The sequence below is a fragment of the Pricia mediterranea genome (assembly GCF_032248455.1).
In the GTDB taxonomy this organism is placed as follows: domain Bacteria; phylum Bacteroidota; class Bacteroidia; order Flavobacteriales; family Flavobacteriaceae; genus Pricia; species Pricia mediterranea.
In genome coordinates this window covers 227,781-253,363 of the sequence record NZ_JAVTTP010000001.1, presented here as the reverse complement: position 1 = coordinate 253,363, position 25,583 = coordinate 227,781, and the positions used below count along the sequence as shown (strand labels likewise).

At 41.8% G+C, this 25,583-nt stretch carries 22 protein-coding genes and 1 pseudogene; 21 read left to right on the top strand and 2 right to left on the bottom strand.

Annotation, left to right across the window (positions count from 1 at the left end):
- The first annotated feature begins 4 nt into the window (after positions 1 to 4).
- The 19 genes and pseudogenes from RQM65_RS01025 to RQM65_RS00940 all read left to right on the top strand — a co-directional run bounded on the left by RQM65_RS01025 (position 5) and on the right by RQM65_RS00940 (position 19,744).
- Complete coding sequence (locus RQM65_RS01025) at positions 5 to 229, top strand: GDCCVxC domain-containing (seleno)protein (protein ID WP_314012090.1); 225 nt, start codon at positions 5 to 7, stop codon at positions 227 to 229.
- Between the two features lie 19 nt (positions 230 to 248).
- Entirely contained in the window at positions 249 to 635 is a 387-nt protein-coding gene (locus RQM65_RS01020; RefSeq protein WP_314012088.1) for a metal-sensing transcriptional repressor, read from the top strand.
- Between the two features lie 69 nt (positions 636 to 704).
- Positions 705 to 974 carry a thioredoxin family protein gene (locus tag RQM65_RS01015; RefSeq protein ID WP_314012086.1) on the top strand — a complete coding sequence of 90 codons (270 nt, stop codon included), beginning with the start codon at positions 705 to 707 and terminating at the stop codon, positions 972 to 974.
- Between the two features lie 2 nt (positions 975 to 976).
- Positions 977 to 1,588 carry a mercuric transport protein MerTP gene (gene merTP, locus RQM65_RS01010; RefSeq protein ID WP_314012084.1) on the top strand — a complete coding sequence of 204 codons (612 nt, stop codon included), beginning with the start codon at positions 977 to 979 and terminating at the stop codon, positions 1,586 to 1,588.
- Positions 1,589 to 1,753: 165 nt separating this feature from the next.
- Positions 1,754 to 4,012, top strand: coding sequence for a heavy metal translocating P-type ATPase (locus RQM65_RS01005; RefSeq protein WP_314012083.1), 2,259 nt, complete (start codon positions 1,754 to 1,756; stop codon positions 4,010 to 4,012).
- A gap of 20 nt (positions 4,013 to 4,032) precedes the next feature.
- On the top strand, positions 4,033 to 4,251 hold the full coding sequence (locus RQM65_RS01000; RefSeq protein ID WP_314012081.1) for a heavy-metal-associated domain-containing protein: 219 nt from the start codon (positions 4,033 to 4,035) through the stop codon (positions 4,249 to 4,251).
- A gap of 142 nt (positions 4,252 to 4,393) precedes the next feature.
- Positions 4,394 to 5,068 carry a ferredoxin reductase domain-containing protein gene (locus tag RQM65_RS00995; RefSeq protein WP_314012079.1) on the top strand — a complete coding sequence of 225 codons (675 nt, stop codon included), beginning with the start codon at positions 4,394 to 4,396 and terminating at the stop codon, positions 5,066 to 5,068.
- Positions 5,069 to 5,369: 301 nt separating this feature from the next.
- Positions 5,370 to 6,701 (top strand): MBL fold metallo-hydrolase, encoded by a 1,332-nt coding sequence (locus RQM65_RS00990; RefSeq protein WP_314012077.1) that lies wholly within the window; start codon positions 5,370 to 5,372, stop codon positions 6,699 to 6,701.
- Positions 6,702 to 7,082: 381 nt separating this feature from the next.
- Positions 7,083 to 7,406: pseudogene (locus tag RQM65_RS18980) on the top strand (four-helix bundle copper-binding protein); the annotation flags it as partial.
- Positions 7,407 to 7,548: 142 nt separating this feature from the next.
- Positions 7,549 to 7,764, top strand: coding sequence for a heavy-metal-associated domain-containing protein (locus tag RQM65_RS00985; RefSeq protein ID WP_314012075.1), 216 nt, complete (start codon positions 7,549 to 7,551; stop codon positions 7,762 to 7,764).
- 83 nt (positions 7,765 to 7,847) lie between these two features.
- On the top strand, positions 7,848 to 8,411 hold the full coding sequence (locus tag RQM65_RS00980; protein ID WP_192462288.1) for a DUF305 domain-containing protein: 564 nt from the start codon (positions 7,848 to 7,850) through the stop codon (positions 8,409 to 8,411).
- 72 nt (positions 8,412 to 8,483) lie between these two features.
- A complete protein-coding gene (locus RQM65_RS00975) occupies positions 8,484 to 9,755 on the top strand; it encodes a PQQ-dependent sugar dehydrogenase (protein WP_314012073.1) in 1,272 nt (423 codons plus the stop codon).
- A gap of 114 nt (positions 9,756 to 9,869) precedes the next feature.
- Positions 9,870 to 10,178, top strand: a complete 309-nt coding sequence (locus tag RQM65_RS00970; RefSeq protein WP_192462286.1) for a DUF6660 family protein — start codon at positions 9,870 to 9,872, stop codon at positions 10,176 to 10,178.
- Positions 10,179 to 10,302: 124 nt separating this feature from the next.
- Positions 10,303 to 14,670, top strand: coding sequence for a CusA/CzcA family heavy metal efflux RND transporter (locus tag RQM65_RS00965; RefSeq protein WP_192462285.1), 4,368 nt, complete (start codon positions 10,303 to 10,305; stop codon positions 14,668 to 14,670).
- A gap of 4 nt (positions 14,671 to 14,674) precedes the next feature.
- A complete protein-coding gene (locus tag RQM65_RS00960; protein WP_192462284.1) occupies positions 14,675 to 15,874 on the top strand; it encodes an efflux RND transporter periplasmic adaptor subunit in 1,200 nt (399 codons plus the stop codon).
- Between the two features lie 3 nt (positions 15,875 to 15,877).
- Positions 15,878 to 16,516: a cation diffusion facilitator family transporter gene (locus tag RQM65_RS00955; RefSeq protein ID WP_192462283.1), complete on the top strand. Its 639-nt coding sequence runs from the start codon at positions 15,878 to 15,880 to the stop codon at positions 16,514 to 16,516.
- Positions 16,513 to 16,935 carry a Fur family transcriptional regulator gene (locus RQM65_RS00950; RefSeq protein ID WP_116772171.1) on the top strand — a complete coding sequence of 141 codons (423 nt, stop codon included), beginning with the start codon at positions 16,513 to 16,515 and terminating at the stop codon, positions 16,933 to 16,935. Before RQM65_RS00955 ends, RQM65_RS00950 begins: the two co-directional genes overlap by 4 nt.
- Before the next feature lie 19 nt (positions 16,936 to 16,954).
- Positions 16,955 to 17,746, top strand: a complete 792-nt coding sequence (locus tag RQM65_RS00945) for a cation efflux transmembrane domain-containing protein (RefSeq protein ID WP_192462282.1) — start codon at positions 16,955 to 16,957, stop codon at positions 17,744 to 17,746.
- A 33-nt stretch (positions 17,747 to 17,779) separates the two neighbouring features.
- Positions 17,780 to 19,744: a heavy metal translocating P-type ATPase gene (locus RQM65_RS00940; RefSeq protein WP_192462281.1), complete on the top strand. Its 1,965-nt coding sequence runs from the start codon at positions 17,780 to 17,782 to the stop codon at positions 19,742 to 19,744.
- Positions 19,745 to 19,779: 35 nt separating this feature from the next.
- Here the strand turns inward: RQM65_RS00940 and RQM65_RS00935 are convergent, their stop codons facing one another.
- The gene (locus RQM65_RS00935; protein WP_314012067.1) at positions 19,780 to 21,099 is read right to left on the bottom strand and encodes an outer membrane protein assembly factor BamB family protein; all 1,320 of its coding nucleotides are present in this window, start codon (positions 21,097 to 21,099) and stop codon (positions 19,780 to 19,782) included.
- 272 nt (positions 21,100 to 21,371) lie between these two features.
- Here RQM65_RS00935 and RQM65_RS00930 point away from each other — a divergent pair, with 272 nt between their 5' ends.
- Both RQM65_RS00930 and RQM65_RS00925 read left to right on the top strand, forming a co-directional pair.
- A complete protein-coding gene (locus RQM65_RS00930) occupies positions 21,372 to 21,560 on the top strand; it encodes a hypothetical protein (RefSeq protein ID WP_314012065.1) in 189 nt (62 codons plus the stop codon).
- A 125-nt stretch (positions 21,561 to 21,685) separates the two neighbouring features.
- Positions 21,686 to 22,171, top strand: a complete 486-nt coding sequence (locus RQM65_RS00925) for a hypothetical protein (protein WP_314012063.1) — start codon at positions 21,686 to 21,688, stop codon at positions 22,169 to 22,171.
- A 44-nt stretch (positions 22,172 to 22,215) separates the two neighbouring features.
- On the opposite strand, the gene RQM65_RS00920 is transcribed toward RQM65_RS00925, so the two are convergent.
- On the bottom strand, positions 22,216 to 25,572 hold the full coding sequence (locus tag RQM65_RS00920; RefSeq protein WP_314012061.1) for a TraQ conjugal transfer family protein: 3,357 nt from the start codon (positions 25,570 to 25,572) through the stop codon (positions 22,216 to 22,218).
- Positions 25,573 to 25,583: the final 11 nt, after the last annotated feature.

The window sequence follows — 25,583 nt, the reverse complement described above, 5'->3', positions numbered from 1 at the left end:
ATTTATGGAAGCTACTATACTAAAATCTACGATTACCTGCCCTGAATGCGGCCACAAAAAGGCTGAAGAAATGCCAACCACGGCCTGTCAATTCTTCTATGAATGTGAGAATTGCAAACAAATACTCAAACCAAAAGAAGGGGATTGTTGTGTGTTTTGCTCTTATGGGACTGTGGCCTGCCCACCGATTCAAGAAAATAAAAGTTGTAATAATTCAGGTTGTTGCTAAACATTATAATTGACAAATTATGAATATAGAACAGCATAAATTACCTGCTGATTTAATCTTGGATATTAAATCCAGATTAAAAACTTTGAGCGGTCAATTAAACGGCATTGTTAAAATGCTTGATGAGGGAAAAGACCCCGAACAAATAAACATACAGTTCAAATCCATTGATAAGGGCATTCAAAAAGCACATTACTTACTGTTGGATGAGGTTTACAGAAAAGCTCTTGCTATTGGAATAGTAAAGGCCGTGGATTCTTGCCCTGGAAATTGTGGCAATGAAGATAAAATTGAATATTTAAAAAGTGAATTTCCCAATTTGGAATTATCCGATTTGACCAATCGCTTAAAAGAAATTCAAACCATTGAAACCAGATTAAAAAACTACAACGAAAAAAAAGGATAAAAAAAGTTTGGTGACCCCCTACCTCACGTTCTCATCTTTGTTCCATTATTAATTTAAACATAACATAAGATGAAACGACAAATCGAGATTTTTACAGCAGGTTGCCCAGTATGCGAGCCTGTGGTACAATTAGTAAATGAGACAGCAGGAAAGGACTGCGAAATCATACTTCATAGTCTGTCCGAGCAATGCGAAAGTAAAATCTGTGTTTCAAAAATGAACGAATATGGGGTTACAAGAGTTCCCGCCATTGCTGTTGACGGAAAACTACTGAATTGCTGCACCAACATCGAAATCACAAAAGATGATTTGGTAAACGAAGGCATAGGAAGTTGTTAGGTATGGCAATTGCTAAATGGAACAAAAAAGTATCTTTGGGAACTGCTGTATTTTCAGCAGTTTCTCTAAAGCTTTGCTGTTGGGGACCACTACTGTTGACAGGAGTTGCTGGGATTAGTGGTAGCTCGGTGTATTTCTCTTGGCTCATTGCCCTAAAACCTTATTTGTTAGGAATTGCCTTTTTGTCATTGGGCTTTGCTTTTTATCAAGTTTATAAAAAAAAGAAGGTTGATTGTGGCAGCTGTGATACTGCTAAGCCATCATTTTTTAAATCAAAATTCTATTTGTGGTTGGTTACAGTGTTTGTTGTTGTAATGACATTGGTTTCTTATTATCCGCAAATATTTTATTCAACAGAGAAAGTAGGAATTGTTGCAACAAACAACACCGATATTCAATCCATAAAGTTGAATATTGAAGGGATGGTATGCTCGGGTTGTGAAGAAAATATCAACCATTCTGTAAATGAAATTGACGGGGTTACAAATGTTTCTACGTCTTATGAAGAAGAGACTTCAATTATAGTATTTGATACCACTAAAACGAATATCAATGAGATAAAAAAGGTCATCCAATCAAAAGGGTATTTGATTACAAATACTAAAAACCCATAGACACGTTCCCATTGTGATGATAAGAGGCATAAATCGAAAACGACTTATTCCAATTGGTTAGTAATAATTCGTGAAAAGCAAATTCTACAAATCATTCAGCATATAACGTAACACATTACAGTCTTTTAATCCTGAAATTTGTAACATACAAATAAGAACGGATTTATGGAGACAATCGACATGTTTGAAACTAAAAAGAAGAATCATAAACAGGTTGTGAAAGAATCATTTCCGGTTACGGGAATGACCTGTGCCTCTTGTGCAGCGAGTGTTGAATCTGTATTAAAACATACCGAGGGAGTATTTGACGCAAACGTCAATTTCGCGAACAGTTCTGTTTTGATAGAGTATGATGAGGGGTTGAACCCTAATCAACTTCAAAATGCACTTCGCGAAGTGGGTTATGACATTATCATTGATGCGGAGAATCCTTCAGAAGTACAACAAGAATTACAGCAAAAACATTATCAAGACATAAAAAACCGAACCATCTGGTCGGCCATACTTACCCTTCCCATTTTTGTATTGGGAATGTTCTATATGCAATGGGAACCAGGCAAATGGATTTCTTTGGTATTGGCCTTTCCTATTCTTTTTTGGTTCGGGCGTAGCTTTTTTATCAATGCGTTAAAGCAGGCCAAACACGGTAAAGCAAATATGGATACCTTGGTGACGTTGAGTACCGGAATTGCCTTCCTCTTTAGTGTTTTCAATACCTTTTTTCCTGAATTTTGGTTAAGTCGCGGTATCGAACCTCACGTATATTACGAAGCGGCTACCGTGATTATCACCTTTATTTCCTTGGGGAAACTATTGGAAGAAAAGGCAAAATCAAATACCTCTTCAGCCATTAAAAAACTAATGGGGCTTCAGCCTAAAACCCTTAAAATTATTGAGAATGGGGAAGAGAAGGAAATCCCTATTTCATCTGTACAAGTTGGTCAGACCATTTTGGTACGTCCCGGAGAAAAGATTCCTGTGGATGGCGAAGTTTCCAAGGGGAGCTCGTATGTAGATGAAAGTATGATTACGGGAGAACCCGTTCCAGTTCAGAAATCCCAAGGGGAAAAGGTATTCGCTGGTACCGTTAATCAAAAAGGAAGCTTTCAGTTTACCGCTGAAAAAGTAGGCGGGGAAACCCTGCTTTCCCAAATCATTAAAATGGTTCAGCAAGCGCAAGGGAGTAAGGCACCCGTTCAAAAACTGGTCGATAAGATTGCAGGTATTTTTGTTCCGGTGGTATTGGGTATTTCCATTGTCACCTTCATCGTCTGGATGTCAGTAGGAGGCGATAACGCTTTTTCACAAGCCCTATTGACCTCTGTAGCCGTGTTGGTTATCGCTTGCCCCTGTGCCTTGGGCTTGGCAACACCTACCGCCATAATGGTGGGTATCGGCAAGGGAGCTGAAAACAATATTTTGATAAAGGATGCCGAAAGTTTAGAACTCGGCCATAAAGTGAATGCAGTAATCCTTGATAAAACGGGTACGATTACAGAAGGCAAACCATTGGTAACCGATATACTCTGGAACGATATGCTTGAAAATAAAAATGAATACAAGGAAATTCTTTTGGCTATCGAAGCACAATCAGAGCATCCTTTGGCAGAAGCGGTCATTACCTATTTAAAAGAGGAAAATATTGAACAAGCAGAAATTACTTCCTTCGAAAGCATTACAGGAAAAGGCGTAAAGGCGCAATCGGAGACCGGTTCAAAATATTATGTGGGCAACCATAAACTAATGGTCGAAAAGAATATTCAAATCGACGCTTCTTTAATGCAAACAGCAGAAAGCCTCGAAGAGAAAGCAAAAACGGTCATATTCTTTGCTAACGAACATCAAGTGCTTGCGATACTGGCCATTGCAGACAAGATTAAAGAAACTTCAAAAAAAGCCATAGCTAAGCTTCAAGAAAGAGGCATTGAGGTCTATATGCTCACGGGAGATAACAATAAAACGGCTTCTGCCGTGGCACATCAGGTAGGAATAACAAATTATCAAGGCGAAGTAATGCCTTCGGACAAAGCGGCTTTTGTCGAAAAATTACAGGCGGATGGGAAGATAGTAGCAATGGTGGGCGATGGTATCAACGATTCGCACGCATTGGCGCAAGCCAATGTTAGTATTGCAATGGGCAAAGGTTCGGACATAGCAATGGATGTAGCAAAAATGACCTTGATAACATCAGATTTACAATTCATCCCAAAAGCATTGGAACTATCAAAAAGAACCGTTTTGGGCATACGTCAGAACCTGTTCTGGGCATTTATTTATAACATCATCGGTATTCCAATTGCAGCGGGAGTTCTGTATCCCGTAAATGGTTTTTTATTGGATCCGATGATAGCAGGTGCTGCAATGGCATTCAGTAGTGTGTCTGTAGTTGCAAATAGCTTAAGACTTAAACGAGTAAAACTTTAATAATAAATAAATTCAATACTATGAAAACTTTAAAATTTAAAACAAATATCAATTGTGGTGGGTGTGTATCAAAAGTAACCCCTTTTTTAAACAAACAAGACGGTGTAGAAAGTTGGGAAGTAGATACCGCCAATCCTGATAAAATCCTAACCATTGAAAGCGATGGTGTAACCGAGGAAGATGTAAAATCGGTTTTGCAAAAAGTGGGGTTTAAAGCGGAATGTTTAAATTCAAATTAACCTCAATTGCAAAGTATCTACCTGATAGATACATTTTTGTGCGTCAACAATTAGATGAATACAATCAATCTTGATTTTTTTCAAAACCTATCTTCCAAATGAAATTTTTAAAAATTGGAAAAAAAATTTGAAGACTGGAGAAATGAAAAAACACATCGTAAAAATCAAGTCCATAGGATTCATCAATTATAATGTTCTGCAAATAGTTACGGAAAAGCCAAGAAACTATGATTTTGAGCCGGGACAGGCCACTGAAATAGCAATTAACCAAAAGGATTGGAAGGAAGAGAAGAGACCTTTTACATTTACCAATTTGCCAAGGGAAAACGATTTGCAGTTCACTATTAAAGTATATCCCTCACATGACGGAGTAACCGAAAAGCTCTCAAAACTGAAAATAGGGAACGAACTTATTCTAGGAGAGGTTTTCGGAGCTATCCAGTTTAAGGGAAAAGGTACTTTTTTAGCCGGTGGTGCTGGGGTAACTCCATTTATTGCAATTTTCAAGTCGTTGGAATATCAAAACGAAATGAATCATAATTCATTGATTTTTGCCAATAAAACAGAAAAGGATATTTTTCTTAAGCAAGAATTTGAGACTTTGCTTGGAAGTAGATTTATGAACATCCTTTCTGAAGAAGAAACTCAAAAGTATCCCACGGGCCATATAGACAAAGACTTTTTGAAATCTACTATAGCAGATTTTTCACAGTATTTCTATGTTTGCGGCCCACCGGAAATGACAAAGAGTGTTACTGAGGATTTAAAAAGTTTAGGTGTTGCTGCCGAGAAAATCGTAATTGAAGATTATGATTGATTTTTAATTCAGTGGTTCGGTATAAGTTTTCCTGTACCATGATACTGTATTGATAGTTTTTAAAGTAGTGTCATCACATTAAAAATCAACTCATTTGCGATAAACGATACCTACTCAAAACTCTATTTTAAAGCGTTGCCTTATCATATACCTTGAACATTATCTTGCTCAAAATGCTTCTGGTTCAGGGAAAATATTGAATAATGCATTCAAAGCCGAATTATAATCAATTTGAAAGTGAAGATTAAAATCACTGTACCAACTCGGTTTTTGGTACAGATATGTCTCGAAGAACCTAAAAATGAAAACAAAACAATTTGAATACAAACCACTGGCACACTATTCCTATGCGCTGGTAAGCCAAGGGAAAATGGCTGTTATTGACCCAGAACGCGATCCGATGCAATATTATAGTTATGCCAAAGAGCAAAATGCAAAAATAATCGCCATTTTCGAAACGCACCCGCATGCCGATTTTGTGAGTTCACATCTACAAATCCATGAAGAAACAGGAGCAACGATTTATACCAGTAAGAAGACGGGGGCCGATTACCCCTACAAACCATTTGATGAAGGCGATACTGTCAAAATCGGCAATATACGGCTGCGAGTCCTCAATACTCCCGGGCACTCGCCCGATAGTATTACCTTAGTTGCCGAAGAAGGCTATGAAACGATTTTGTTTACCGGCGACACCTTGTTCATAGGCGATGTGGGACGCCCAGATTTGCGCGAAAAAGCGGGTAATATTACCGCCAAACGACAAGACCTCGCTGAGATGATGTATGAGACCATACAAGACAAATTCAGCCACCTGCCCAATGATGCGGTGGTATATCCGGCACATGGTGCCGGTTCGCTCTGTGGCAAGAATTTAAGTGAGGATAGTAGCAGCACATTGGGCGATGAACGAAAAGATAACTGGGCCTTCAAGCAGCAGACCAAGGAGGAATTCATTGATATGATTTTGGACAATCCACCTTTTATTCCCTCTTATTTCGGATTTAACGTGGATATCAATAAATCCGGTGCAAAAAATGTACGGCAAGCCATTGCGAAGGTTCCTTTTAAAATGCATGAATCCAAAAAAGGTCTAATTGTGGATACACGGTCGGCAAAGCTATTTAAGGACGGACATCTTCAAGACAGTATAAATGTACAGGCTGCCTCGGAGGACAATCCATTCGAGACTTGGCTGGGTTCCATTGTTGAACCGAAGGAAGAATTTCATTTGGTCATCGACGAACCAGCAACTTTGGGATCCGTTCTTGATCGAGTCGCAAAAATCGGTTATGAAGCACAGCTCATATCGGTCATTACCTTAGAAAAGAAAGACTTGGTAAAAAGCAAAGAACTGAACCTTCAACATTTTAAAGAGCAGCCCGATGATTATACAATTGTGGATGTTCGGAACAAAAGTGAGGTTAACGAAGGGAAAATTTTTGAAAGCGCATTATCCCATCCATTAAACAAGTTGCGCGATACCGCAGCGAAAATACCAACGAACAAACCAGTGGTGGTTCATTGTTCGAGCGGATATCGGAGCGCAGCGGCGAGCAGCATCCTTTTAAAACGGATTAAGGACGTAGAAGTCTACGATTTGGGCGATGCCGTCGAAGGTTTTCAGGATTGATGTTGTTGCTGATAATTTTTAAAATAATGAACCTGTCTAGATAAAAGCTTTTCAATTCTGTTGATAATCTTATGAAGAGCAGTTATTTCCCCAAAGCTTTATAAAAATATATTCCCAACTTTTTACCTCGCCCCAAAGAATAGTTCAAACATCAAATTCGATCCTGACCTCCACGGCAGAACTATTTTAATATCTCTTAGCAGGTTTTTTAATAGAATTAAAAATGAATTCTTTTACGGCAACCCTGTGCGGGTTCGAATGATATTTTTAATAAAATTTTAGGATAGGTGTCTATTTAAATTCGTTAGGCCAGACATCGGATAAATCTTAGAAACAATTATGGATAATTCAATAACAGTAATATAAACCCTTAACAATTGCGTTGTTAAGTGTAATCGTTGTGCCGATGCCTGCTTGGATGAAGATGACATCGCCTCTATGGTAGACTGCATTCGTGCCAATCGCGTATGTGCCGAAATTTGCAATACGACCGCGAAGATACTGGCCACTACCTACAAAGACGTTGGCGACCTGATAAAATATTGCCATAGGCTCTGTATGTCATGTGCCACAGAGTGTGAAAAACACGAACACCAACATTGTTTGGAATGTGCGGAAGCCTGTAGAAAATGTGCGGCTGCCTGCAAGGACATGTTAGTGAAATATGAAACCTCAAATATACAGCAAGATGAAAATTATTTTTAATGCTGATCTCCTGTTTGGAAGGTAAAAAGAAGCGGAACGAATAGGTAAATACACAGCAATAAACAAGGTGCCGGAAAGCGGCCGTACGCGCACAGTTTAATCAAGAGTTTATAGACGGTACGACCAAATAAAATTCAAGAAAATGAAAAAAACATATTCAATCGAAGGGATGAGCTGCAACGGATGTCGCGGCCATGTAGAAAAATCACTTTCAAACGTAACGGGCGTCGCCAATGTATCGGTCAATCTGAAAGACGCAGAAGCAACCGTAGAGTCACAGTATGAGGTGCCGCTGAATAATTTACAGGAGGCACTGCAAGATAGTCAGTATTCGATAAAGCCACAGAAAGTCGGATAAGGAAAAAGTCATCACATAACGCTTTTAAGAATTTAATTTTAAATATTCAAGAACCTAACTATTAATTGATAGAACCTAAAAAGATGGAAAACAAACAACAAAACGGCAACAACTACGGTAAATTTTTCGCGATGATCGCTACCGCAATGGTAGCAATGTTCTTTTTAATGTATACCCATTCGTACCAAATCATTGATCATTTCTGGTACAGCGAAACCCGATTTTTCATGACGTTGATCATGGCCGGTTCCATGATTATCATAATGCTCCTCTTTATGTTGAATATGTACAAAAAGCGGGGAGTAAACATAGCAATAATCGGATTGGGTATCCTATTGATAGCCGGTGGTATCGGTTTGGTCAGAAGTCAGGTTACCGTCACTGGCGTTGATTATATGGAAGGCATGATTCCTCACCATTCCATCGCCATTTTGACAAGTGAGCGGTCTCAAATTAAGGATATACGCGTAAGGAAACTTGCTGACGAAATTATAAAGGCACAACGTAGGGAAATTATGGAAATGGAATGGCTGATCAACGATATCAAAGAAAATGGTCTAGTAGAAACAGAGGACGAACGGAAAAACAGGCCCTTACCAAAGTTTGAAGGAAAGTTAGACGAAGAAACACGAAACCTGACTGAATAGCTAGATTACTTTGGCTTGGAAAACGAGGAGGGTTGATTTTGATTTGACTTCCAACAGGCAAATTCGCACATTATGAGAACTTTAGCAGTAATTTTTAGCCTTACTATATTCGCTTACGGCTTGGGGCAGGATAAAGCGATAGACTCGCTTCCCGAACCGTTCGCTACGAAATCCGTTTCGAACTTTTCAAATGTTCTAGGCTGGGAAAATGGGAGAACGCCCAAAGCACCGGTAGGTTTTACCGTTACTAAATACGCCGATGGTTTCGAGAATCCGCGTTGGTTGTACGAACTGCCCAATGGCGATATTTTGGTTGCACAGGGCAATTCGAACTATGGTTTCTTTAAACGCATCGGTGCATGGCTTATCGGTGTTGGAAAATCAAAGAATCTCGCCCGTAGTGCCGACTTGATTACCCTGCTCCGTGATACCGATAACGACGGAAAGCCCGATGTTCGGGAAACCTTTCTTCATGATGGCTTGAACCAACCTTTCGGTATGCTGCTTATTGGAGGTTCTTTTTATGTGGCGAACACCGATGCATTGATGCGTTATCCATATAAAGAAGGACAGATGAGCATTGCAGCCAAAGGAGAAAAAATAGCAACGCTGCCCGCTGGAAAGGCCAATCAACATTGGACGCGAAACATCATAACGAACGGAGACGAATCGAAAATCTATATTGCTGTGGGAAGTGGGAGCAATATTATGGAGAAAGGTATAGAAAAAGAATTGTTGAAAGCCAACATTTTACGCTGCAATATCGATGGTTCAGAATTGGAAGTATTTGCTTCTGGTCTTCGAAACCCCGTAGGTATGGACTGGGAACCCGAAACCCAAGTATTATGGACAGTTGTCAACGAACGCGATGGATTGGGCAACTTCCTGGTGCCCGACTACCTGACCAGCGTTCAAGAAGATGGTTTTTACGGATGGCCTTATACCTACTTCGGACACGAAGACCCTAGAGTTAAAATCGAAAAGCCCACGAGAAGGGGCGAAGCCTTGATTCCGGATTATGCCTTAAAATCTCACACTGCTTCCTTAGGATTGGTCTTTTATGACGGAAATAGTTTTCCGGAAAAATATCACGGAGGGGCCTTTGTCGTTCAGCACGGCTCTTGGAACAAAAAGAAACTATCGGGGTACAGAGTTGTGTTTATACCCTTTGAAAATGGAAAGCCCTCAGGACCCGAAGAAGATTTTCTGACCGGTTTTATCGTCGATCCCCAAGAGGATGAAGTGTACGGTAGACCAGTGGGGGCGATAGTTACCCAAGACGGGTCATTATTGGTAACCGATGATAAAACGCATACGATCTGGCGGATAAGTGCTAACGACTAAAGTTTTTACCTTTAATGTCTAATATTTTAAATTAATAGCGGTGTTACCAACATTACCCTTTTTTGAAGACTTCTTTGCAACACAGTTGCACTATAATTCTTTTATCTTTGCATCATGAAATTTTTAGCGATCATATTATCCATCTACTTTCTGGCACTCAATTTTATGCCTTGCAGTGATACAGGTGTTATAGAAAACGATACGCAAACAGTTTCTGTAATGGACTTCGATGGCGAACACGGTCAAGACTGCCAACTGTGTTCCCCATTCTGTCAATGCCATTGTTGCCATTCACACACCATCGACTTCGGTTTGGCTATTTTTGAACCCATCGAGCCTACTATTTCGCATGAAAATTTTGTCCACTCCGATAGTTTGGGCAAGGATATTACACTTTCCCTTTTTCAGCCACCACAGGTATAATTCAGTTTTATAGGATAACTATATCCTGTTTTGACGTGTCCATCTATTGGATTCGTCAACATTGTGCATTGCATTTTATTCAATGTGCTCAACAAGAATTTCAACTGAATTAACACCCTTATCTATGATTAATAGAATCATTGATTTTTCAATCAATAACAAATTTATAATCGGTCTGCTCACGCTGGCATTGATTGGTGCTGGTATATATAGTATGACCCAAGTGCCCATTGATGCCGTGCCGGATATTACTAATAACCAAGTACAGGTCATCACACAATCCCCTAATCTGGGAACGGAAGATATTGAGCAATTCGTAACCTATCCCGTCGAAGTTGCAATGAGCAACTTGCCCAATGTAAAGGAAATTCGTTCGGTGTCCCGCTTTGGCCTTTCCGTAGTAACCGTCGTTTTTGACGATGATATGGGTACCTATTTACCGCGTCAACTTGTTTCTGAAAAACTGACCGAAGTACGTGAACAAATCCCAGAGGGTTTTGGACAGCCAAGTATGGGGCCAATTTCAACAGGTTTGGGGGAAGTGTACCAATATACCTTAAAGGTAGAACCTGAATTTGAAGATAAATATTCATTATCCGATTTACGTACAATGCAAGATTGGATTGTGCAACGGCAAATGGCAATGGTGCCTGGTGTTGTAGAAATTAATGCCATCGGCGGAAAAATAAAGCAATATGAGGTGGCCGTCGACCCTAATGAATTAAAGGCAATCGGCCTTACTATTACCGATGTGTTCGAAGCATTGGAAGCGAACAATAAAAATACAGGTGGTGCGTACATTGAGAAAAACCATCAGGCGAACTTCATTCGAGGTGAAGGTTTGGTGCGAAGCCTTGATGATATTAAAAAAATCGTCATTAAAAATGAAAATGGTGTGCCCATTACCATAAGTGATGTTGCAGATGTGCGCTTTGGTTCTGCCGTGCGCTATGGGGCTTTGACGCAGGACGGCGAAGGTGAGGTCGTTGGCGGTCTTGTTATGATGCTCAAAGGGGCAAACTCAAACGAGGTTATTGTACGTGTGAAAGACCGGATGGCCGAAATACAGAAATCCCTTCCTGAAGGGGTTGTCATTCAGCCCTTATTGGATAGAAGTAAGCTTATAAGTGAAACAACCGGCACGGTGCGTAACAATCTACTCGAAGGTGCGCTTATCGTGATTTTCGTACTTGTTTTCCTTTTAGGAAACTGGCGTGGTGGTCTTATTGTGGCTTCGACTATCCCTTTATCGCTATTGTTCGCTTTTATACTAATGAACGTTTTTGACGTATGGGCGAACTTGATGAGTTTAGGTGCTATCGATTTTGGTATCATCGTAGATGGGGCGGTCATCATCGTGGAAGCCAGCGTATTCTTAATGGGAAGCTACATCCTAAAAAAGAAGTCTTTAAACAAGGAAAAACGTGATGAGATAGCCGCAAATGCATCAAAGAAAATGATGAATGCCGCCTTCTTTGGGCAATTGATAATTCTAATTGTGTTCTTGCCCATACTGGCTTTGGAAGGCATCGAGGGCAAAATGTTTAAACCAATGGCGCTCACATTCATATTTGCAATGATTGGTGCTATGTTTCTTTGCCTGACATACGTTCCAATGATGTCCGCACTATTTTTAAAACCGCCCAAGACGGAAAAAAAATCTTGGGGCGACCGTTTCGTGCATTGGGTACAGCGGAAGTATGAACCACTTTTGGTCAAGACTTTAAACAAGGGAAAATGGATTGTGGGTATTGCCGTCGCCATATTTGCCCTAACCGTTTTTATGTTTACAAGAATGGGTGGCGAATTCATTCCCCAACTGGATGAAGGCGATATTGCATTTCACACCATACTTAAACCCGGAAGCTCACTAAGCGAAACGATTGAGACCACTACTAAAGTTGAGCGTATCATAAAGGCCGAATTTCCGGAAGTTGAGAAAATTGTAAGCCGTATCGGTGTGGCCGAAGTGCCCACAGACCCGATGCCAATGGATTTCGCTGATGTATTTGTTATTCTAAAACCCCAAGACGAATGGGTGTCTGCCGATGATAAGGATGAACTTATTGATAAAATGAAGGAAGCGGTAAGTATTATCCCGGGCGTCAATTATGAGTTTACCCAACCTATCGAAATGCGCTTTAATGAACTGTTAGAGGGTATTCGAGAAGATGTTGCCATCAAAATTTATGGTGAGGATATCGATGTGCTTGCTGCAAAAGCGGATGAGATTACAAAAATCATTGCAGGTACTCAAGGTATAGGCGATATGAGGGCAGAAGCAACTTCTGGACTGCCCCAAATGACCATTAAATACAATCGTAACAAGCTGGCTCAGTATGGGGTGAGTGTTGACCAGCTGAATACAATGGTACAGTCCGCTTTTGCGGGCGGATATGCAGGGGTCATTTTTGAAGGCGAAAAGCGTTTTGACTTGGTCGTTAGACTCGATGAAGAAAACCGTACTGACATCAACGACATCAGAAATCTGTACATCAATTTGCCCAATGGCTCACAGATTCCGCTTCAAGAACTGGCTGCTATTGAATACACACCTGGTCCTATGCAAATCAGTCGGGACAATACCAACCGAAGAACCTACGTAGGTGTAAATGTGCGCGGACGTGATGTGGAATCCTTGGTCAACGAGATTAAGGATAAACTGGACGCAAATCTTGAATTACCACCAGGCTATTTTATTCGGTATGGTGGTGCATTTGAAAATCTCGAAAGAGCAAGCGAGCGATTACAGACTGTGGTCCCCATTGCTTTACTGCTCATTTTCATTTTGATTTATTTCGCATTAAAATCTTTTCCGCAAACCTTGATGATTTACTTGGCAATCCCGATGGCGACCATTGGCGGTGTATTCGCACTATGGCTTCGGGATATGCCTTTCAGTATTTCCGCAGGGGTCGGCTTTATCGTCCTCTTTGGTGTTGCCGTCCTGAACGGACTGGTAATGATTAGCGGCCTGAATGAGTTGAAGGAAGAAGGCGTGACCAACTTGAAAGACCGTATTGTGGAAGGTACGAAACGCCGGATACGCCCCATTATGCTTACAGCCTTTACCGATATCTTAGGATTTCTTCCGATGGCGATATCAGCATCGGCAGGGGCTGAAGTGCAGCGACCCTTGGCAACTGTGGTTATAGGTGGATTGATAACTTCAACACTCTTGACGCTATTTATCCTTCCCATCTTTTACCAATGGGTCGAGAAACGTTCGGAACGGAAGAAGAAATTTAATCCAAAATTTGTTACCGCAACAGCCGTGGTCTGTCTTTTGTTTACTTCCGCTATCGCGCCTGCCCAGAGCGCAGTCGAAGGGAAAGCACAACAAGTCCGACCGCAAGATTCTTTACCGGTTATTTCATTGGATAAAGCTGTAGAAATTTCCAAGGAAAACTATCCGTTATTGAAGACGAAACAGTTGGAAATTCAACGACAGAATGCACTTAAAGGTGTTGCTTATGATTTTGGAAAAACGCAAGTTTTTACGGGCGGCGAAGAAATTGCAGATGGTCAGGGTATTTATACTTTAGTTGGTGTCGGGCAACAAAATATCGACCTCTTGGGTATAGGTGCTAATAAGCGACTGCAAAAACAACGAATTGCTTTGGCCGAAACCGCTCTCGACCTGTCTGAATTGCAAGTGGAACAGGAAGTAAAAAAGGCGTGGTCGCAGGCATACCAACAGCGACAAAAATTTGAACTGTACCGCGAGCTGGATTCCATTTATTCACAGTTTGAAACGGCAATCCAACTCAACTTTGAGGTGGAAGCCATTTCAAGATTGGAATATTCATCGGCAAAAAACCAAGCGTTGCAAATCAGTAATAAATTGCAACAAGCAGAAAGCGATTATGCTATTGCGTTGCAAAAGCTAAATCTTTGGCTGGCAACAGACATTTTTTATTCTGTACCAGATGCATTTGAAGAAAGTGAGGTGGCTGTATTGGGATTGGATGCGGATTTAGAAAGACATCCCGAGCTGGAATTTTCGCAAAGGCGCATCGATGAAGCCGAAGCAAACTATAATGCCGCTCGTGCCGAGCTACTTCCTAAATTAAACCTGCAAGGTGGATTGCAACAGGTAAACGGCGATAGTGGATTTTACACCTATCAGGCAGGCATTTCAGTCCCGTTGTTTTCGGGCGCACAGCGTAGTCAGGCCAAGGCAGCAAAAATCGATAGCGAAATCGCAAGGACAAATGCAGATTTTATCCAACGCCAACTGCAATCTGAATTTAAGCAGGCTGTACAAGGCTACCAGAAGTGGAAAACATCTTGGCAGTTTTACAGGGATAAAGCTCTGCCACTTGCAGAAGAACAGCGTAAGGGCGCGTTACTCGCCTACAAGGAAGGTGCGGTGGATTATGCTTCATTCACACAGATTATACGTGATGCCATAAACACCGAAATGGATGCGCTCGATGCGCTTGACAATTATTTAGATGCCTTGTTTGAACTACAATACTTTCAAAACTAAAAAGATGAAAAAATTAAAATATTTACCGATTACCGCAATGCTTACGGCATTCACAATAATTAGTTGTGGCGAGTCAAAAACCGAAAGCGACCACGTTGATGCAACACATTCAGAAACAGAAGAAAATCACTCTGAAGAGGAAGATGAAATAGTTACACTTACTGCAAAACAGTATGATGCACTACAAATGAAAGTCGATACGCTTGCCCAGCGCAATATGAGTGGATATGTGGAAGCCAACGGACAACTGGAAGTTCCGCCACAAAATGAAGCGACCATCACTACGGTTGTTGGTACCAACGTAGTTTCCATCGAGGTCATCGAGGGCGATAAGGTCAATAAAGGTCAGACTGTGGCCTATTTGTCTCATCCCAATATCATACAGAAACAGACGGATTACCTCAATGCACATAGCAATAGTCAGTTTCTCAAAAAAGAATACGAACGCCAAAAAACTCTTTATGATGCAGGTGTGGGCAGCGGTGCCAATTTCCAAAAAGCAGAAGCGGAATATCAAGCTTCACGAAGTATGGTGAACGGTTTGGAAGCACAATTACAACAATTAAATGTTAGTGCATCAGGTGTGAGAAATGGCACTATTTATCAAAGGGTTGCGCTACGAAGTCCTATTCAAGGCTTTGTGGAAAAAGTAGCCGTTAAAACAGGACAATATGTAGAACCTCAAACCGACCTAATGGAAATCGTGGACATCCATCACGTACACGCCGATTTGATGGTATTTGAAAAAGACGTGTACAAAGTAAAGGAAGGACAAACCGTGCGGTTCAATGTCCAATCCATTCCGGGAAAGGAACTTACAGCCGAAATCTATTCCGTAGGAAAAACTTTTGAGCAGAACCCCAAAGCGATACACGTACACGCCGAAATCGAAAATAAGGAAGGCAACCTGATACCGGGAATGTACATTCAAGGGCGCATCCAAACCGACAATACAATGACCACGGCAATTCCTGAAAGTGCCATCGCAGCCGATGGCGAAAAGTCCTTTGTGTTTACAGCAAAAAATGAAGGCGAGGATTGGAAGTTTATGCCCGTGGAAATCACAAAAGGAACTCACGATGGCGAATGGATTGCCATTGATTTTTTGACCGAACAAGAGCCGAATACCAAGTATGCCTTTAATAACGCCTACTATTTAATGGCGGAAATGAAAAAAGGGGAAAACGAGGAAGAAGCACATTAAGAGATGAAAGAAACAAGAAAACAAAATCTAAAACAAGCAAGAACACTTCAAATTTGGAATGTCATCTATGACATTATCGAGGTGGTCGTATCACTTATAGCGGGATTCACGGCAAACAGTTCCGCCTTGATAGGCTGGGGACTGGACAGCACTATTGAAGTCATAAGTGCGGGAACACTCGGTTGGCGATTGCACGGCGAAATCAAGGGTCTGGATGAAAAGCGTGTAGAGCGAAGAAAGATGACAACACTTTACGTCATCGCCATATCATTTGCCCTTATCTGCATTTTTATATCCTATGATTCCATTTCAAAATTAATAAGTCAAGAAACAGCATCTTGGTCCACGTTGGGCATTGGGATACTGATAGTTTCCTTAGTAGTGAACCCCATTCTGATTTACTACAAAAGAAAATACGGTCATAAATTGGATAGCCCTGCCCTGTTGGCCGATGCCAAGGACACTTTTATTTGCCTTTATCAGACTGTGGTGGTCCTAATAGGCCTATTGCTCGTAAAATGGCTGGGCTGGTGGTGGGCTGACCCTATTGCAGCATTATTGATAGTGCCATACGCGGCAAAAGAAGGTTGGGAAGCCTATTCCAAAGCACAAAAAATCAAAAACAGCATCGATAAGAAATGAAAGAAATAGAAAAAAGATTGATTGACAATGGGGTTCGCCCAACGGCAATGCGCATATTGATTTATAAGTATATGGCCGATAGGGATGCCGCCATCGCCCTGACTGATATTGAGAATGCTTTCGCAAAAGCGGATAGAACCACATTGTACCGAACCCTAAAAACGTTTGAAGAAAAAAACGTGGTGCATCACATAGATGACGGAACTGGAATCTCTAAATACGCACTTTGTGAAGAAGGCTGTAATTGTGAAATAGAACAGGATTTGCATTTACATTTCCATTGCACTAACTGTGACGAAACGGTTTGTTTAACGGAACAAAAAATCCCGCATATCAATTTGCCCGATGGATATTTGGCAGAGGATGTTAATCTCGTGGTTACGGGAATATGTGAAAAATGTAGCAGTAATTTACTTTAACAAACAAATTAGATTGATTTTGAAAAAAAGCACTTTTATAATAACTAAAATGGACTGCCCTTCAGAAGAGCAGATGATTCGGATGAAGTTAGAGTCTTATGCTCAAGTAAAACACTTGGATTTTGATATTCCTAACAGAAAATTGGAAGTATATCACGTGGACGACGTCAAGGCGATACAAACGTCTATAGCCAGCTTAAAACTTGGGGATTCCTTAGAAGGAACCACAGAAGCCGAACCACCCGTAATGGAAGACCAATCCAAACAAAAAAGAATCCTATGGTGGGTCTTGGGCATCAACTTTGGCTTTTTCGTTATCGAAATGACCACTGGTTGGATTTCTTCTTCGATGGGTCTAGTGGCAGACTCATTAGATATGCTGGCAGATTCCATCGTATATGCATTAAGCCTATTTGCGGTAGGCGGTGCCATTTCAAGAAAAAAGAAGGTTGCGAAATACAGCGGATACTTTCAGATGGCATTGGCAATACTTGGGTTTGCAGAGGTCTTGAGAAGGTTTTTTAGCAATACCGAAACGCCCCTGTTTCAATGGATGATTATAGTTTCAATTTTCGCATTGGCAGGTAATTTGATATCGCTCTGGCTCATCAACAAGGCAAAGAGCCAAGAGGCTCATATGCAGGCAAGTGCCATTTTTACATCCAATGATATTATTGTCAATGGTGGTGTTATAGTAGCTGGGGTGCTGGTTTATTTTCTGAATAGTAAATGGCCCGATTTAGTGATTGGCGGGATCGTTTTCACTTTTGTAATGCGCGGTGCATTGAGAATACTGAAATTATCGAAGTAGTTTTTAAAATGATATCAAACTTGATTAGAACATATGAAAAAGAAAAAAGTAAATTTACGGGACATTGACCCAAAAGAACATAAGGGCGAGCACAGTCACGATGATGGCCATAACCATAGCAGCCCTGAAGAAATTTCAAACTTTAGAACCTATCTACCGGCTATTTTCAGCTTTGTAATGTTGATAGCCGGAATTGCTATTGATTACTTTGATGCGTTTCCTTTCTTCAAAGGATGGATTCGCATAGTATGGTACACGGTAGCCTATATCCCTGTTGGTTTTCCGGTGATAAGAGAAGGCTGGAAAAGTATTAAAAATGGTGATTTCTTTACCGAATTTTTCTTGATGTCCATAGCCACTTTAGGGGCGTTCGCTATCGGCGAATATCCAGAAGGCGTAGCCGTAATGTTATTTTATGCTGTGGGCGAACTGTTCCAGAATGCGGCCGTTAACCGTGCGAAGGGAAATATAAAAGCCTTACTCGATGTAAGACCAAATGAGGCTTTGGTTTATCGTGATGGTGATTTTGTTTCAGTAAATCCCGAGACTGTTGAAATCGGTGAAAAGATACAGGTACGTGTAGGCGAAAAAGTTCCTCTTGATGGCATTATACTTTCTGAAAAGGGTTCTTTTAATACTGCTGCCTTGACAGGCGAAAGCAAACCTGATACAATTGCTAAAGGCGATACCGTTTTTGCTGGAAGCATCAACCTTGATGGTGTAATCGAAATCGAGACGACCAAGGAATTCAAGGATAGTTCCATTGCACGAATTCTGGATATGGTACAGAATGCAACTGCCAGAAAATCAAAGACCGAACTGTTCATCAGAAAATTTGCTCGGATTTATACGCCAATCGTTGTATTCCTTGCCATCGGACTGACGTTTCTACCTTACTTTTTTGTAGATGATTATGTTTTTAGGGATTGGCTCTATCGAGCATTAATATTCCTTGTGATATCCTGTCCTTGTGCTTTAGTCATCTCTATACCGCTGGGCTATTTTGGCGGATTGGGTGCGGCATCCCGCAACGGTATTCTTTTCAAGGGTGCTTCCTTTCTCGATGCAATGACCCAAGTGAACACGGTCGTAATGGACAAAACAGGAACTGTTACTAAAGGGGTTTTTAAAATCAAGGAAATCAATTCCATCACATTTGAGGAAACCGAGTTTATGAAGTATTTGATGGCGATGGAAGAGCAATCCACTCATCCTATCGCCAAGGCGATTCTCGAATATAAAGCTGACGGCTCGGATTATGAAGCGACTGATGTATCGGAAGTTGCCGGAAAGGGATTGAAAGGAACAGTCAACGGAAAAACAGTGTTGGTAGGAAACAAAGCTTTGATGACCTCAAATGGCATAGAAGTCCCTTCGGAAACGGATGGCATTGTAGAATCAATCGTTATGGTGTCCATTGACGGGAAATTTGCAGGTTATGTAACCATCGCAGATGAACTGAAGGAAGATGCGCACCAAGCCATTAAACAAATTAGGGATGCGGGAATTACAAAAATTATAATGCTATCTGGCGACAAAGATTCCATTACGCAGCAAGTCTCCAATGAACTAAATATTGATTGGGCGAAAGGCGGATTGTTGCCCGAGGACAAATTGAACGAAGTCGAAGAACTCAAAAAACAACCTGATATGAAAGTCGCATTTATCGGCGATGGCATAAACGACGCACCCGTTTTGGCAGCAAGTGGTGTAGGAATTGCGATGGGTGGCTTAGGAAGCGATGTCGCCATCGAAACAGCCGATGTCATTATACAGACCGACCAGCCAAGCAAGATTGCGAGAGCGATTAAAATTGGTCGTTCTACCCGCAGGATTGTCTGGCAAAATATTGGGCTTGCCTTTGGTGTAAAGGTTATAGTCCTCATTCTCGGTGCAGGTGGTCTTGCGACGATGTGGGAAGCTGTTTTTGCTGATGTGGGTGTGGCGCTTTTGGCAATTTTCAACGCAGTGAGACTGCAAAGAATGAAGTGGGATTAATTCGATTCTATTACAAACAGAATGAACTGTGATTTTTAGTGATTTAGCGAATAGGCATATAGGCCATGTCCTTTCTTGTTTGAGCCAGCCCATTCCCCGAACATTTTAGGAATGCCACCCCCCAAAAAGAGCGAGTCATCATCTAAAATCAGCCAAGAAATAATTGGAGCGGGATTTTTGTGCGACCATATCTTTTTTCCGTCTTTGGCATGGTAGGCCTGTATAGTTCCTTCGACAGACCCGACAATATAAACATCGTTTGCCAAATATCCTGTCACAAGGGATGCCGGTTGCGATTCGTTCGCTACCCATTTCAACTCTCCCGTGGCTGCATCCAACGCCTTAACGGTCAGGGGCGTGTCGGTCGGTGGCTTATGCGCATAATTATTGTTGCTCCAGACATACACGGTTCCGTCAGCAATGGAAGCTTCGCTGTGCAGGCCTCCCTTTACACCCCCGTAACCAATTACGGATTCCCATACCTTGTCGCCCGTTATAGCATCCCAGACGGTGTAAACGCCACTTTTTTGACCGGCTCCGACCAGTTTTCTCATTTCCCCATCAATTTCTGCGGTAAACAATTGCGCTCCCCCGGAAAAATCATAGTCAGGGCCTTTCTTTTGATGATGTGTCCATAAGTCATGAGGTGTAACTTGATAGAACCATTTAACATCCCCGGTCTTGGAATCTACGGCTACCATTGCATCCGACATCTTTGAGGCCTCTTCGCCCGTGTAGTTATTTCCAGTAGTGAAGTAAAGCGTATTACTTTCCGTGTCAAGTGCGAACGATGTCCACATAGGTACGCCATTTTGGGGAGGTTCGACAAGAAACCTTTCCCATACTTTATTCCCGGTTTTTGCATCCAAAGCGATTACTTTGCCTTGAAGGTCCGGAGTAAACGATGGGGAGTCCAACATTTCCTCGACAGAAGAAACACCGATATACACCAAACCATCGTGATAGAGCAGTACGCTAAGATTACCTGCTTCAGGATCTGTTGTAAATTCGGTCTGCCAAAGCAGTTCGCCCGAATTTTGGTCGAGTGCGAAAGCATTTCCCTCTACACTCGCCTCGAATACCTTGCCGTCGCCAAGAGTACCGGTTCCCGCAAAACCGTACCAGGACCATTCCGTCATGGGATTTTCTATATTTTTCTTCCATATTAAACTTCCCTTTTTCGCATCCACTTTGTATATCGTGCCTCCCCAATCCCCAAAATAGACCGCACCTTCTTTGACCAATGGTGCATGACTTACTGGATGTTCGGTAGGGTAGTGCCAGCTATGGCCCATGTTTTCAATCGATTTGCTATTTATGGGCGAAGTAGTGGTTGCATGGAGATTTTGTATCATTTTGAGCCCATCATTTCCCATCATATCCTTACCTATAGATTGGGAATTAGCAGAAGGTAAGATAAGGAAAAGTATAAATGAAGTTAATATCAGTTTTGCCCGTAAAAGTAGAAGCTGCGTGCCGATGTGCCTATTCTCCATGACTCAAGATTTTATGTTGCTGTTTCCGTTTTAATCATAATCGATAAGTTAGTTTGATAACCAAATGGGATTTAGTGCAAATCATCTTTTTTTCAACTTCAACAAATTTGAGCCTATGAAGAAATTTTAATATGAGCGCTCACAATGAAAAGGAATCAAAAGTGTACACCAATAGTTTTGAAGCTTTGGCTTTGTTTGCCATGTTCCTGCGGAAGTTCAAAAATCTTCCACTTCAAGACTTCCCGAGCGAACCGCTACGCCGGTTCGCATTCGGGGTCTTTCAGTTCCAGATTTTTGAACACCCTCTGAACCGCGCATAAACCCAAACAGACGAAAAAAATCGCCTGTTTGCATTTATCTTGCCGCCGCACAATTAATTTTGAAAATTCTTGTTTAAAAGATATAATCCTCATTAATATATTTGTACTAATCCAAGGCACATCAAATGAAATCAAATGTTTTCGTTTTTCTTGCACTCCCAATGCTGCTATTTCTTTCATGTAATAATGATGATGACAGCGTAGCGGAGTCGGATAGGAGCCAAGCTTTGTTGGGCCAATGGGAGTACGAGGCCATTGATTCCAATACTGCCGTTGATATTAATGGGGACGGTACGGTCAACGTTGACTTGTTCAACACCAACGAAATACGTCAATGTCTAAAAGATAATTTAACTTTTTTCAGCTCTCGGGGGCCTGGAGAAAAAAATGCTTTTTCTATTAATGAAAACGGACTATCTTGTGGGGAAGTACCCGCATTTCAAAATGTCGAAGATGATAGGTACGAGCTCATAAACAATGAGATTATACGATTTGATAATCGTAGCGATTGGATTATCGTAGAGTTTTCCAACGACCAATTGGTTGTTGACGAAGAGGATTTTTTGGACGGTCAAGATGTCGTTATTACCTATACTTTTAAAAGAAGCTAGTTTTAATTGCCTTTAGTCAGTAGTATTGAAAGCGCCCATGATGCTTAAACTCTGACCACTCTTCCTGTAACTCTTTCACTCCATTGGCCATTCGTATCCCTGACCCTTACCTCGAAATCCTGATCAAGATATTTCAAGCGGCTTTCACGGGGTTCCTCTTCCAGCATGAAATACCTATCCACTCCACTGCCCGTGGCTTCGTTGTAATTGAATAAGCGAGTATCCCATCGGTTGGAACTCCTGTTGAATATCCTGATTTCTACCTGGTCCAACGTCGCACCGCCATAAGCCTCCGAACACCCAATATCAAAACAGGTATAGATTCTGACTTGATAATCGCAACCGTTCAATCCCCCACAACTGACATTGTACTTTTCCCCTTTGACCAACGCCACAGGTTTTCTTATGGTGTCCACAAATGTGCTTTCGATTTGGGATTGCCCCGTTGAATTCTCCACTTCAAAATCAATGGTAAACGTATCTTGGCTATCGGGATAGAAGGTAAGGTTAGTACTTCCATAATTCAATGGAATCGTTTGCCCCTCATCATATCTATTTCCACCATAAAGGAAATAACCGACGCGGTTTCCACTAAAGGAGAATGTCATTTGATAGGTTACATCCGGGTCATGTGTGCCAATGGCGTTGGTAATGACCGCAATGTTAAAAGGTTCCCCCTCCAAACGTTCTCCGGGGGCCTGACTAATGGTCAATTCGAATGGTTCCTCATATACCGTATAGTTTATATTGACGCTGGCCGTTTTCTCAACATCCGATGAAGAGCGCACTGTGAAAGTGATGTTGTGGTTGCCCTCGGTCGTTCCAGTATACTTTCCCGAAAATGCCCCCAGAAGTACGTCAAAACTTTCACCGGCGGAGTAGCTAGTACCTCCGTATTTAAAAGAACCATTGTTACCACTTGCTGAAAAATACATCTCGTAGGTATCCCCGCCGATTCCGATTTCGGAAATATTGAAGTTGATATCCACCTGTTCCCCGGTATAGGCCTGCTGCAATGTGCCTGATGCAGTAAAGGTATAATCTTTGGCCGCCACGTTTACCGTAATATCCACTGTTTTCTCCAACCCTGTATCGTTTCGAACGGTGAAAGCCAATCGAACCGTGCTCTCATTGGTTCCCTCAAGCGTCCAATTAAAGTTTCCAGTATTGACATCGTAACTGTTACCTGGGCTTACCTCGATACCGTTGTTATCCCTGATGAGTGCATTCCCGTTCATACTGAAACGCATGGTGTAATCCGAAGACCCCACACTTTCGGAAATATTGAAATTAAGGCCAGTAGTTTCCCCTACAGTTATATCCGATTTTTGGGTTCCCGCCGTAAAGGTAAAATCCACTTGGTCGTAGGTTATAGTAGTATTGGCCGTTCGAGTAACATCCGAACCGGATTCCACGCTTAGAATGATATTGTGCTGGCCAGGTTCCAGTCCTGTATATGTGAGATTATTGACTCCTGCACCCAATGGGAACTCTTCCCCTGGACCGTAGGCCACACCATTGACCGACATCGAACCGTTCTGGCTTGATGAAAAGAAGGCCGAGTAGCTATCGTTCGCTCCCTCGGGTACTTCATCAATATCCACAATAATCCCAACCGGAATATTGGAAAATTCCGTTGCTTTTGATGGTGTCATGCTTACCGTAAAATCATTATTCCCCACGACGACCGTAACTTTTTCTTCTAAAATCTGTCCATTACTATCCCGAAGTAAAAAGGTAATTTCATAAGTCCCGGCCTCTTGTGCAATAAAATCATATGCAAAACTTCCAGGTCTTACCGTAAAATATTGGCTCGGCACAATCGGGGAATTCCCATTGTAAAGCTGGGCCTCACCACCCGATATAAAATAATTCAGTTCATAAGCTACTCCGCTATAATCACCTTTTTCAATGAGGCTCAATGAAATAGTTCCGCGTTGCCCAACCAACACCTCATTACTATTGGCGGAGGCATTAAATTCCAGTTCTAGCTGTTTCGCCTCCAAATCGATTTCAACAGGTCCGACTTCCTGCCCATAATTGTCCGTAACGAAAAAGTTGATTCGATGCGGGCCCAAAGTTTCCGGAGTATAGAACAATGGAAAATTGCCCAATTCCACGGGGTAGTCCGTATTGTTGCGGATTATATCGCCATTGATTCCCGTAACCGTTCCGTTTCCTTCCTCCGGATCGTAGGTCAGGAAATAGTCGATGTTGGACGTATTACCGTTCGATTTGATGTTGAAGTTAAGCTGTGTTCGCTGGTTCACGAACACTTGGTTGCTTTCCGAGTTTCCACTTAACGTAAAGGGGATATTGGCAACTTCGATTTCGACACTGTCGCGTTTCATCTGGCCATTGCTATCGCGGAGGTCGAAATAGATTTTACGCTGTCCCAATTCATCGTCCTCGAAAGTGAAGTTGTAATTGCCCGGCCCGATGGCACGAAAGGTTCCTGGATCCATAACCCCTCCATTTTGGTCCCGTACAGTTCCCGCACCTTGACTATCGGACGAAAAAGAGTGGCTTATGTCATAAGTTACTTCGCTTTCCTCGTCTTGAGTTTGCAAGTCAATATTGATGGCCAAATTGGTTTCTAGCTCAACCTGCGAGGAAGCCGCCGTAGCCCTAAAGGTAAAGTTGATATTTCCTACCACCAATAGCAGTTCATTGGTCAATGTGGCCCCATCAGGGGCCTTGGCAGTCATTGTCAACTTATGTTCACCCAAGGTTTCTGGTTGGTAGCTAAATTCCGTTACGCCCTTTTGCAGCATAAACGGAGTTCCGGCATCATAGGTGTTTTCGCCTAAAAAGAGTTTGCCGGAACCATCCTCCAATTGATAGGTGATTTCGAAATCCTGATCGGTCTCTTTGCCGGGATCGAAAGTCTCCCTATCACGTAACAGCGTTACGTTAATGGGATTTCGGCTATTGATGATGAAATCGTCGGTACCTTTGGTCAATAGAAAACTAAAGCTAGCGTGTCTGACTCTGTAGGTCAGCTCCAACTCTTTTTGTATTTTGTTCGAATCCCAGGCCAATACCTTGACCCTGTGCATACCCGTATCGATGGGCATGTAGCGGTAGGATGGGTCAAAATCCTTTACCGGTATCGTATCGGTCTCGCGAATGGTATCATTTTCAGTCCCAAGGTAATAGCCTCTTCCATTGAGGATATCATATTTCATAAAATAGGAAACCGTGGAGACCATCCGCTCGGGCTCCAAGCTGAAATCAGTTTTAACGGCTTCGAACACAAAACCGTTTTCCTCATTGGTGCCATCAAAGTTGAAATCAAAGGAATCCTGTACTATTCCTTCAAAATCTTTGCTACATGCCAATATAAAAATCATGCATAGCATACCTATGGCGACTATACGTTGTGGGGTACTGAATTTCATAACGTCGTCTT

Excerpts from the sequence above, each read along its gene's own strand:
- RQM65_RS01025 (WP_314012090.1), top strand. The coding sequence starts at position 5 with ATGGAAGCTACTATACTAAAATCTACGATTACCTGCCCTGAATGCGGC.
- RQM65_RS01020 (WP_314012088.1), top strand. The coding sequence starts at position 249 with ATGAATATAGAACAGCATAAATTACCTGCTGATTTAATCTTGGATATT.
- RQM65_RS01015 (WP_314012086.1), top strand. The coding sequence starts at position 705 with ATGAAACGACAAATCGAGATTTTTACAGCAGGTTGCCCAGTATGCGAG.
- merTP (WP_314012084.1), top strand. The coding sequence starts at position 977 with ATGGCAATTGCTAAATGGAACAAAAAAGTATCTTTGGGAACTGCTGTA.
- RQM65_RS01005 (WP_314012083.1), top strand. The coding sequence starts at position 1,754 with ATGGAGACAATCGACATGTTTGAAACTAAAAAGAAGAATCATAAACAG.
- RQM65_RS01000 (WP_314012081.1), top strand. The coding sequence starts at position 4,033 with ATGAAAACTTTAAAATTTAAAACAAATATCAATTGTGGTGGGTGTGTA.
- RQM65_RS00995 (WP_314012079.1), top strand. The coding sequence starts at position 4,394 with ATGAAAAAACACATCGTAAAAATCAAGTCCATAGGATTCATCAATTAT.
- RQM65_RS00990 (WP_314012077.1), top strand. The coding sequence starts at position 5,370 with ATGAAAACAAAACAATTTGAATACAAACCACTGGCACACTATTCCTAT.
- RQM65_RS00985 (WP_314012075.1), top strand. The coding sequence starts at position 7,549 with ATGAAAAAAACATATTCAATCGAAGGGATGAGCTGCAACGGATGTCGC.
- RQM65_RS00980 (WP_192462288.1), top strand. The coding sequence starts at position 7,848 with ATGGAAAACAAACAACAAAACGGCAACAACTACGGTAAATTTTTCGCG.
- RQM65_RS00975 (WP_314012073.1), top strand. The coding sequence starts at position 8,484 with ATGAGAACTTTAGCAGTAATTTTTAGCCTTACTATATTCGCTTACGGC.
- RQM65_RS00970 (WP_192462286.1), top strand. The coding sequence starts at position 9,870 with ATGAAATTTTTAGCGATCATATTATCCATCTACTTTCTGGCACTCAAT.
- RQM65_RS00965 (WP_192462285.1), top strand. The coding sequence starts at position 10,303 with ATGATTAATAGAATCATTGATTTTTCAATCAATAACAAATTTATAATC.
- RQM65_RS00960 (WP_192462284.1), top strand. The coding sequence starts at position 14,675 with ATGAAAAAATTAAAATATTTACCGATTACCGCAATGCTTACGGCATTC.
- RQM65_RS00955 (WP_192462283.1), top strand. The coding sequence starts at position 15,878 with ATGAAAGAAACAAGAAAACAAAATCTAAAACAAGCAAGAACACTTCAA.
- RQM65_RS00950 (WP_116772171.1), top strand. The coding sequence starts at position 16,513 with ATGAAAGAAATAGAAAAAAGATTGATTGACAATGGGGTTCGCCCAACG.
- RQM65_RS00940 (WP_192462281.1), top strand. The coding sequence starts at position 17,780 with ATGAAAAAGAAAAAAGTAAATTTACGGGACATTGACCCAAAAGAACAT.
- RQM65_RS00935 (WP_314012067.1), bottom strand. The coding sequence starts at position 21,099 with ATGATACAAAATCTCCATGCAACCACTACTTCGCCCATAAATAGCAAA.
- RQM65_RS00930 (WP_314012065.1), top strand. The coding sequence starts at position 21,372 with ATGAGCGCTCACAATGAAAAGGAATCAAAAGTGTACACCAATAGTTTT.
- RQM65_RS00925 (WP_314012063.1), top strand. The coding sequence starts at position 21,686 with ATGAAATCAAATGTTTTCGTTTTTCTTGCACTCCCAATGCTGCTATTT.
- RQM65_RS00920 (WP_314012061.1), bottom strand. The coding sequence starts at position 25,572 with ATGAAATTCAGTACCCCACAACGTATAGTCGCCATAGGTATGCTATGC.